Origin of the sequence: Streptomyces sp. NPDC059524 (assembly GCF_042749255.1) — a bacterium.
Lineage (GTDB): Bacteria > Actinomycetota > Actinomycetes > Streptomycetales > Streptomycetaceae > Streptomyces > Streptomyces xanthii.
Window position 1 is genome coordinate 1 of the sequence record NZ_JBHYTK010000238.1, and the last position, 8,872, is coordinate 8,872.

General features: G+C 70.6%; 6 protein-coding genes. 1 reads left to right on the forward strand and 5 read right to left on the reverse strand.

Translation table 11 applies throughout. The features are described 5' to 3' along the window. Positions 1–178 precede the first annotated feature (178 nt). The gene (locus tag ACFW9D_RS36645; RefSeq protein WP_384629623.1) at positions 179–1,543 is read right to left on the reverse strand and encodes an LCP family protein; all 1,365 of its coding nucleotides are present in this window, start codon (positions 1,541–1,543) and stop codon (positions 179–181) included. 309 nt (positions 1,544–1,852) lie between these two features. Between ACFW9D_RS36645 and ACFW9D_RS36650 the strand changes: the two genes are divergently transcribed. After that, entirely contained in the window at positions 1,853–2,911 is a 1,059-nt protein-coding gene (locus ACFW9D_RS36650; protein ID WP_384629608.1) for a glycosyltransferase family 2 protein, read from the forward strand. A gap of 62 nt (positions 2,912–2,973) precedes the next feature. Here the strand turns inward: ACFW9D_RS36650 and ACFW9D_RS36655 are convergent, their stop codons facing one another. The 4 genes from ACFW9D_RS36655 to ACFW9D_RS36670 all read right to left on the reverse strand — a co-directional run bounded on the left by ACFW9D_RS36655 (position 2,974) and on the right by ACFW9D_RS36670 (position 8,650). Further along, positions 2,974–4,482 carry an LCP family protein gene (locus ACFW9D_RS36655; protein ID WP_384629611.1) on the reverse strand — a complete coding sequence of 503 codons (1,509 nt, stop codon included), beginning with the start codon at positions 4,480–4,482 and terminating at the stop codon, positions 2,974–2,976. Between the two features lie 85 nt (positions 4,483–4,567). Then, entirely contained in the window at positions 4,568–6,253 is a 1,686-nt protein-coding gene (locus ACFW9D_RS36660; protein WP_384629614.1) for an LCP family protein, read from the reverse strand. A 282-nt stretch (positions 6,254–6,535) separates the two neighbouring features. Further along, positions 6,536–7,789, reverse strand: a complete 1,254-nt coding sequence (locus tag ACFW9D_RS36665; RefSeq protein ID WP_384629617.1) for an LCP family protein — start codon at positions 7,787–7,789, stop codon at positions 6,536–6,538. A 105-nt stretch (positions 7,790–7,894) separates the two neighbouring features. Next, a complete protein-coding gene (locus ACFW9D_RS36670; RefSeq protein ID WP_384629620.1) occupies positions 7,895–8,650 on the reverse strand; it encodes a TIGR03089 family protein in 756 nt (251 codons plus the stop codon). Positions 8,651–8,872 lie beyond the last annotated feature (222 nt).

Consider the following 8,872-nt stretch of genomic DNA (forward strand, 5'->3'; position numbering starts at 1 on the left):
TTCTCGCGCCCCGCGGCGCAGCCGCTGATGTCACAGCCCCGCGCCCCTGGAGATGCGCACTTCGTGCGCGATCTCCATAGGGGCGTCGGCGCATAGGGGAAATGCGACCCGAAGGGTCTGCGTTTCAGGGGCGCGGGGAACTGCGCGAGAAGCCCCACCGGCCCGCACCCGGCAGCGCTCAGCCGCACACCACCTCGTCGCCCGTCACCGCGCCGAACTCGCCCTGATAGGCGTCCTCGGCCCGCACCTGCCGAACCCCCTTGTAGTCCTTCCCGGCGACGACCTTGAGCATGGCCCCCTGGCCCTTGACCGGCTTGAGGCGGGCGCCGGGGAGGGCGGCGGCCAGGGACTTCGCGGAGCGGTCCCAGCGCGGGTCGTAGAGGACGAGGGTGTGCGCGGCGACGGCGCCGCCCGACGCGTTGACGGGGGCGCCCGACGTGCGGAAGCCCGTCTTCTTCAGTGCCTTGTCGACCTTCATGCCGAGCCCGGAGGTCCGCGTCCCGTTCTCGACCTGCACCCGGATCTGCTGCGGCGAGACGCCGACGACCTTGGCCTTCTTCTTCTTGTGGTGCGCGGCGAGCGGCTCGTCCTCGCGCAGGGCGTCGAAGAGCTTGCGGGACTTGACCGGGTCCCACTTCACGGTGGAGCCGATGCCCTTGACCGGGTAGCTCATGTCACCGATCGGCACGGTCGTGAACTCCGACGAGGACGGCGAGAAGTTCCGCATGGCCTCGGCGAGGTCGACCATCTCGTTCGTGCCGAAGCCCTTGTCGGCGCGGACCGAGCTGAGCAGCGTACGGGCGACCTCGCGGAACTTGACCGGGTTGAGGAGTACCCCGGACGAGGTCGTCGCGGAGATCAGGGAGGCGAGGAAGCGCTGCTGGCGCTGCATGCGGCCCAGGTCGCTGGCGCTGTCGGCGTGCCGGGAGCGCACGTACTGGAGGGCCTGCCCGCCGTTCAGCTTGTGGGAGCCGACGCCGAGGTCCAGCCCGGTGTACGAGTCCTTGAGGGGCTTGGCGGTGCAGACCTCGACGCCGCCGAGCACGTCGACGGTCCGCATGAAGCTGGTGAAGTCGACCTCCAGATAGTGGTCGATCTTGACGTGCGTCATGTTCTCGACGGTGCGCACGGTCAGCTGCGGCCCGCCCTCCGCGTACGCCGCGTTGATCTTGACCGGGTGGGCGTGGTGCTTCTCACCGGTGGTGCGGTCGGTGTGGGGCGGCATCTCCGCGTAGGAGTCGCGGGGGAGGGAGACGACGGAGGCGCGGTCGTGGTCGGCGGAGATGTGCACGATCATCACGGTGTCCGTGCAGTGGCAGGGGGCGCCCCCGAGCCGGTACTTCTTTTTCTCGGCCGGGGTGATCTTGTCGCGGCCGTCGGTGCCGACGAGCAGCACGTTCGTGCCGTGCCCGGCCGCCGGGCGGTTCTTCATGTCCTTGAAGGGGTCGATGCGGTCGATGCCGCTGTCCAGGCTGGTCACGAGCGCGTGCCCGATGCCGGCCGCGGCGAGCACGGTGACGGAGAACGTGGTCGCCACCCGCATGGCCCACCGGGGCCGTCTCCTGCGCATCGGCCGCACCGGTCGGCGGCCCTGCCCCGGCCGCGGGGGACGCGGCGGGCGGGCGGGGGAGCGGGGCGGCGTGGGCACGGGGGGACACCTCCGCGACGGCGGGCGTGGGATCCTGAGCACCGTAGGCCGATACGATCTCCTGCCCGCGGTAGCGACCCGGGCGGCGCGCGTCGGTGTCCCCCATTAGCGGTAACGTGAACGGCGAAGCCGCACCTCCGGGGCCCGACCGACCGGACCCCCGGCACCCGGCCGAGAACAGGACCCCCGGCCGTGAAAGACGAGATGGATACCCAGAACGCACCTTCCGACGGGCAGCTCCCGGCGGTCTCCGTGATCATGCCCATCCTCAACGAGGAGCGGCATCTGCGGGAGGCGGTCGAGGCGATCCTGGCGCAGGAGTACGGCGGCGAGATGGAGGTCGTGCTCGCGCTCGGCCCGTCGGCGGACCGTACGGACGAGATCGCCGCGCAGCTCGTCGCCGAACACCCCCGCGTGCACACGGTGCCGAACCCCACGGGCCGTACGCCCGCCGCGCTGAACGCGGCGATCAAGGCGTCCCGGCACCCGGTCGTGGTCCGCGTCGACGGGCACGCCGCGCTCTCCGCCGGCTACATCGAGACCGCGGTGCGGCTCCTGGAGGAGACGGGCGCGATGAACGTGGGCGGCATCATGCACGCCCAGGGCACCAACGCCTGGGAGCAGGCCGTCGCCGCCGCGATGACCTCGAAGATCGGCGTGGGCAACGCGGCGTTCCACACGGGCGGCGAGGCGCAGCAGGCCGAGACGGTCTACCTCGGTGTCTTCCGGCGCGAGGCGCTGGAGCGGCAGGGCGGGTACAACGAGGAGTTCATCCGCGCCCAGGACTGGGAGCTGAACTTCCGGATCCGTGAGGCGGGCGGGCTCATCTGGTTCTCGCCCGAGCTGAAGGTCTCCTACCGGCCGCGCCCGAGCGTGAAGGCGCTGGCCAGGCAGTACAAGGACTACGGGCGCTGGCGGCACGTCGTCGCCCGTTACCACGCGGGCTCGATCAACCTGCGCTACCTCGCCCCGCCGGCCGCGGTGTGCGCGATCGCGGCGGGCACGGTCGTGGGCGCGGCCCTGACGCCGTGGGGCTTCGTGATCCCGGGCGGCTACCTCGCGGCTATCCTCGCGGGCTCCGTCCCGGCGGGCAAGGGGCTGCCGCTGAAGGCGCGCGCCCAGATCCCCGTCGCCCTCGCCACGATGCACATGTCGTGGGGCTGGGGCTTTCTGACCAGCCCGAAGTCGCTGGCGAAGAAGGTCATCGCCTCGCGCCGGCCCGCCGTGCTCGGCGACGGCAAGGCGAAGAGCGCCGCCAACTAGCGCACGGGGCGCGGGAGTTCACCTCCCGCGCCCCGTGGCGCGTGTACGGCCCGGCAGGCGTCCTACCAGGTGTAGCCCGGCTGCACGTGCATGCACTGGCCGCTGTCAGCGCCGTTCTGCGTCTGGCTCCTGTCCAGCGTCTTGTCCGGGGTGTCCGCGTCGGCCGCGTCCTTCGGGAACATGTTGCCCGTGCGCCAGTCCGCGCCCACGGTGAGCGTCACCCCGGACACCTCCGTCGACCTCTTCACGGAACTCAGCGGAATCCCCAAGGACTTGGCGACCGCCTGCGCGTCGCCCTCGAGGTCCGCCGACGGATAGTTGACGACCGTCCTGTCCACGGCGAGCGGCGGCGAACCGTCCGAGGTCGCCTGCGTGAAGCCCTTGCCGATGAGGGCCTGCCGCACCGCCGAGGCCCGGCCGGGCACCGCGGCCGTAGTCGCCGTCCGCGTGCCGTTGCGGACCTGCACGGCGATCTTGTCGTCGGCCGCCGCCGGGTCGTGCGAGGTCTGCGCCGTCGCCTTCTTCGCGTCCTTGCCGTCCAGCGCGACATCGTCGCGGAGGAGCTTCCACAGGGTGTCCGCCGCGGACGTCGGAGCCACGCGCGCACCTTCGTACACGAACGGCATCGTCGTCATCGTGATGCGCTTGGGGGAGGGCTTCTTGAGCTCGTTGCTCAGGTCGTAGAGCTTCTTGACGGTGTCGAGGCCGTCGTCGGGCTTCACCGCGTCCGTCGCCTTCTCGGCCAGCGTGCGCAGCCTGCCGGGGTGGCTGAACGTGGCGTTCTCACGGAGCTGGCGCACCATCGCGCTCATGTACATGTGCTGTGCCTTGGCGCGCGCGATGTCGCTGCCGTCCTCGAAGCCGTGCCGGGTGCGCAGCCACTGCAGGGCCTGTTCGCCCTTGATGTACGTCGTGCCCTTCTCCAGCTTCAGGCTGGTGCCCTCGTCGCTGCCGGCCCGCCGCCCCGTCATGTTGGCGTCGACGCAGACCGGTACGCCGCCGATCGCGTCGGCCATCGACACCACACCCGTGAAGTCGACCATCATGAAGTGGTCGATGTGGATGCCGGTGATCTCCTCCCAGGTGGCGACCGTACAGCCCGGGCCACCACGGCCCAGCGAGGTGTTCGTCATCACCCGGCCGACCGTCTCCGGATACACGCGGCCGGTTTTCGGGTCGGTGCACTTGGGCAGTTTGACGAGGGTGTCGCGCGGCATGCTCACCACCGACATGTTGGTGCGGTCCGCCGACAGGTGCAGCAGCATCTGCACATCGGCAAGCGGTGCCGCGCCCACGCTCTCCTTGTGGCCGCCCAGCCTCAGGTTCTCCTTGCTGTTCCGGTCGTCCGACCCGATCAGCAGGATGTTCAGCGGGGTCTGGCCCGCCGCGTTGGGCGTCGGCTTCGCGGCCCGGTGCTCGCCCAGGCTGAGCTTGCCCGTCTGGATGTTGTTGTTCAGGTGCTGATACCAGAGGTATCCGGCACCGGCCGTGCCCAGTACGAGGACCGCGAGCACGCCCGTGATCCAGCGCAGTATTCGCGAGCGTTTGCTGCGCGCGCTTCGTCGCCCCATCCTTGCCCCACACTCCCCACCCCTGGCCAAGGCTCGGCCGCCCCGCTGTCATGTGGTGAGACAGTCTCGGGGCGGCCGAGGTTGGTCATTCGGCGCACACAGTTTTGTCCGCCGTCGATTTGTCCACGTCCGGCGCCTTCGCCGAACCGGTGATGGGCACCCCCGCGCCCTTGAAGTCCTTGCCGAGGATCAGGATCATCGCCGGCAGGCCCTGGTCGTTCGTCTCGCTCTCGCCCGGCTTGAGTGCCGATCCGGGCAGCCCCATGATGTCCGCCAGCTTCCGGGCCTGGTCGGCCTGGTCCGGCGAGTACTCGAGGGTCGTCTTGGCCTGGTCCTTCGGCGCGTTGCCCAACTGGCTGGACTTCAGGACGCCTTCGGTGTTCTGCAGCCAGGTGAGCGTGGTGCCGGCCGAGCCGGGCGGCGCGCCGCCGTTGTAGAGGTCGACGCGGACCTCGGAGGCCGCGGAGCGCGCGCCCTTGAGGCGGGCGGAGTCGGCGGCCTTCTTCTTCTTTTTCGTCTCCGTGAGGGAGACGTCGTTCTTGATGGCGTCGAAGATCGCCGGTGCCTTCGTCTGGTCGACGACGACGGTGGCGTGCACCTTCTCCGCCGGGTTGTCGATCACCGGGGTCGTGACGAAGGAGATGTTCTTCGGCGGGACCTTCTTCAACTCCAGGGCGACGTCCTTGAGTTTGTTCAGGCTGCCGATGCCCTGGTCGACGGTGAGCGCCTTGGTGGCGGCCTCGGCGAGGCTCGTCAGCTTCGACGGGTTCGTCAGGGTGTCGCCGGAGCTCATCTTGCGGGCCAGCGAACCGAGGAACTGCTGCTGCACCTTGATGCGGTCCAGGTCGCCCGCGTTGCCGAAGGCGTGCCGGGTGCGGACGAAGGCGAGGGCCTGCTCGCCCTTCACCACGCTCTTGCCGGCGGGCAGCTTGAGGTGCGAGTCGGGGTCGTCCACCGGCTTCTTGACGCAGACCTCGACGCCGCCCACGGCGGTGGACAGGGTCTTCACCGCGTTGAAGTCGGCCATCATGAAGTGGTCCGGGGTGATCCCGGTGACGGCCTTGACGGTCCTCATGGTGCAGCCCGGGTCACGGCCGTCCTGGCCGAGGCTCGTGTTGAAGCGCACGGTCGAGGTGCCGGCGATCGGCTTGCCGTCGGTGGTGCACTCCGGGACGTCGACGATGAGGTCGCGCGGGATGCTCAGCGCGGTCGCGTTCGTCCGGTCCTTGGAGACGTGCAGCAGGATGTTCGTGTCGGCGTGACCGACGCTGCCCTTGTCGCCGTAGCCCTCGTTGCCCTTGCCGGTGCGCTTGTCCGTGCCGATGACGAGGATGTTGAAGGCCTCGTCCTTGGCGAAGCTGTTCTTGGCGTCGGGCGTGTTGTTGACCGTCAGGTTGCCGTTGAGGTGCTCGAGGTAGATGTACACCGCCCCGGCGCCGGCCAGGATCACGAAGGCCATCGTGCCGGAGGTCCACAGCAGGACCTTCTTGACCTTCGACTTCTTCTTCGGCTTCGACCTGCGCCGTCCCGTGTCCGGGGCCAGGGCCTCCGGCTCGCGCCGTCGGCGCTGGGGAGGGACGTCTCCCGGATCCTGCGGTGCCTGCTGCCGCCGTCGGCCGCCGGGCCGCGGTGCGGTGCGGCGCGGTCCCGGCACCCCTGACTGCTCAGCGGAGGGGGTCAGTCGCAGTTCGTAATCACCGGTCTGCGGGTTCAGGACCCACTGGTCTGCGGGGTCGATGTTCTCCGCCCGCCCACGGCCTTGCGCGTCCACGGTTGTCTGTGTCCTCCGTCGGGGCCACGCGGCGCCCTACCCCCCTTAAAGCGGGCGCCCGGTCAAAGTCGGTCAGCAGTGCGCGACCTTGCCCGAAGCGTGGCCGGGTGCACCGGATCGCTCACACTATCCGCCCAGTTCAGCGCCAGGCGACGGCGGTGACAAATTCCACTCCCCTACAACTGGGCATTCCGGCCCATATCTTTGAACCTGTGTGCCGGCTGATGACTCCCGCTTTACCGAGGGGCGGTTGAGGCGCCGTCGGAGGGGTACGGACCGGCCTCAGCCGCAGGTGTCCTGCTTCGCCGTATTGCCCCGGAACGTCGGAGTGGGCTCGGGGGTGCCGGAGGCGGACGCCGCGGGCGACGAGGCCCCAGACTTCTCGTCCATTTCCCGTTGATAGGCAACTGTTTCATCGGAAATGCCGAGGGACGAGCCCTCTTCCGCCTCGCGCGCCGCGGCGGGCACCTCCTTCCGGACGACCACCGGCCGGTCGGCGCGCAGCTGCCGGAAGAGCTGGTCGGCGGCGGGCTGGACGAGCTGGTCGCGGTTGGCGTTGTAGACGTACGCCTCCCGGGGCACGGTCAGGAACTGGATGCGGTCGGCCGGGATGTTCCGCATCCCGCGCACCAGGTCGTACAGGCCGCGCAGGCTCGCCAGGCCCGGGTCGGTGGTCAGGGACGAGGTGGCGGCGTCGAGGAGCGGGTAGAGCTTCGTCGGGTTCAGCAGGACACCGTTGCTCTGGACCTTCTGGACGAGAGCGCCGAGGAACCGCTGCTGACGGTCCATCCGGTCGGTGTCGCTGCCGTTGCCGAGGCTCTTGCGGGCGCGGACGTAGCCGAGGGCCTGCTCGCCGTTCAGGGTGTGCTCGCCCGCGGACAGCTTCAGATGGGCGTCGGCGTCATTGATGGGCGCGTCCAGGCAGACGGTCACCCCGTCCACGGCGTTCACCATGTCCTTGAAGCCCTGGAAGTCGACGACCATGTGGTGGTCGACGCGGATGCCGGTCACCTTCTCCACCGTGCGGATCGTGCAGGCGGAACCGCCCGCCTCGAACGCGTAGTTGAACATGGCGAACGTCGGCTCCAGGCGCTTGCCGTCCGGGGCGGTGCAGCGCGGCATGTTCACCATCAGGTCGCGGGGGAACGAGACGGCGACCGCGCTCTTCCGGTCCGCCGCCACGTGCAGCAGGATCGTCGTGTCCGAGCGCTGGGTGCCGTCGTTGCGGCCGTACTTGCGGTTCTTGCCGGCGCGCGAGTCGGATCCGATGAGCAGGATGTTCTGCGCGCCGTGCACGAGGACGGTGGGCCGCTCCTTGTCGTACTTCGCGAGTTCGGCGGCCGCGTCCGTGTCCTCGGTGATGTTCCCGCTGAGCTTCTCGTAGACGATCCAGCCGGCCCCGCCCGCCACGAGCACCAGGAACGCCAGCGCGCACGCCGCGTACCGCAGCCGGCGCCTGCGCCGCCGGACACGACCGGCGCCGGTCGGCGACGAGCCGGTGCCCGGGCCGAGCGGTGTGGCTGCGGAGTCGGTCACGTGCGGTCCCCTCACGGTCCGGCCTGGGGAAAACGGCGTCTCCACGATCATCGGCCCGGCCGCGCCGGGCGGCCGGGGGAGCGGGGCCGAACGGGTGAAGATCCGCTACTTCGCGGTCGCCGACACCCGCTCGCTGTCGATGCGCCGGGCCAGCGCCTCCTCGTCGAGCCGGTCCAGGTTCCGGCACAGCACGACGGAGCCGCCCGCGGCCAGCGGCGCGAAGAGCCCCGCGCTCAGCCCCTGCCAGGTGTCGTACGAGAGACCGGACAGCAGCCGGGAGCCCGGTCCGGTCAGCCCGAACGGGGCGGCGTCCGCGATCGCCCGCGCGGCGACCTCCGCGCCCGTCCACTCGGCCCCCGCGACGACCAGCGAGGGCTCGTCGGGGTCGACGGGGGAGAACGGGGCGAAGCGGTCGCCCTGCGAGGGGACCTCGACGGCGTAGTCGACGAAGCCCTCCGGGGTCTGCGGGAAGCGGCCGCCGAGCGGGCGCAGCGCGAGGGCGACGCGCTCGCCGGAACAGGCGCGGGCCGCCTCCAGCGTGTCGGGGCCGCTGACCACGACGTCGGCGGCGGCCGGGTCGCCGCCCACGTCCGCGACGGCGCCGACCGAGGCGCAGGCCAGCAGCCAGACGGCGGTCTGCCAGTGGGCGGGCAGCAGCACGGCGACGCGGTCGCCGGGCTCGACGTTCAGGTCGCCCTGGAGCAGGTTCGCCGTCTTGTTCACCCAGTTCGCGAACGTGGCCACGGACAGCTCCACGCGCTCCCCGGTGGCGTCGTCGTAGAAGGTGACCAGGGGGCGACCGGGATCGTCCGCGAGGGCGTGCTGAAGAAGTTCGGCGGCAGTACGGGGCTCGGATTTCACGGGTTCAGCGTAGGCGCGGTGCGCTCCGCGGGACGTCCGGGTGCGGGGCCCGCCCTGGCTCCGCCGGTTTCGTCCCCGGGCGCGGGCCCGGTGGGGCTTCCCGCGCAGTTCCCCGCGCCCCTGAAATGCGGACCCTTCGGGTCGCATTTCCCCGACCGGTGACCGCCCGGACCGGTGACCGCCCCGATGAGATGCCGCACGAAGTGCGCATCTCAGGGGCGC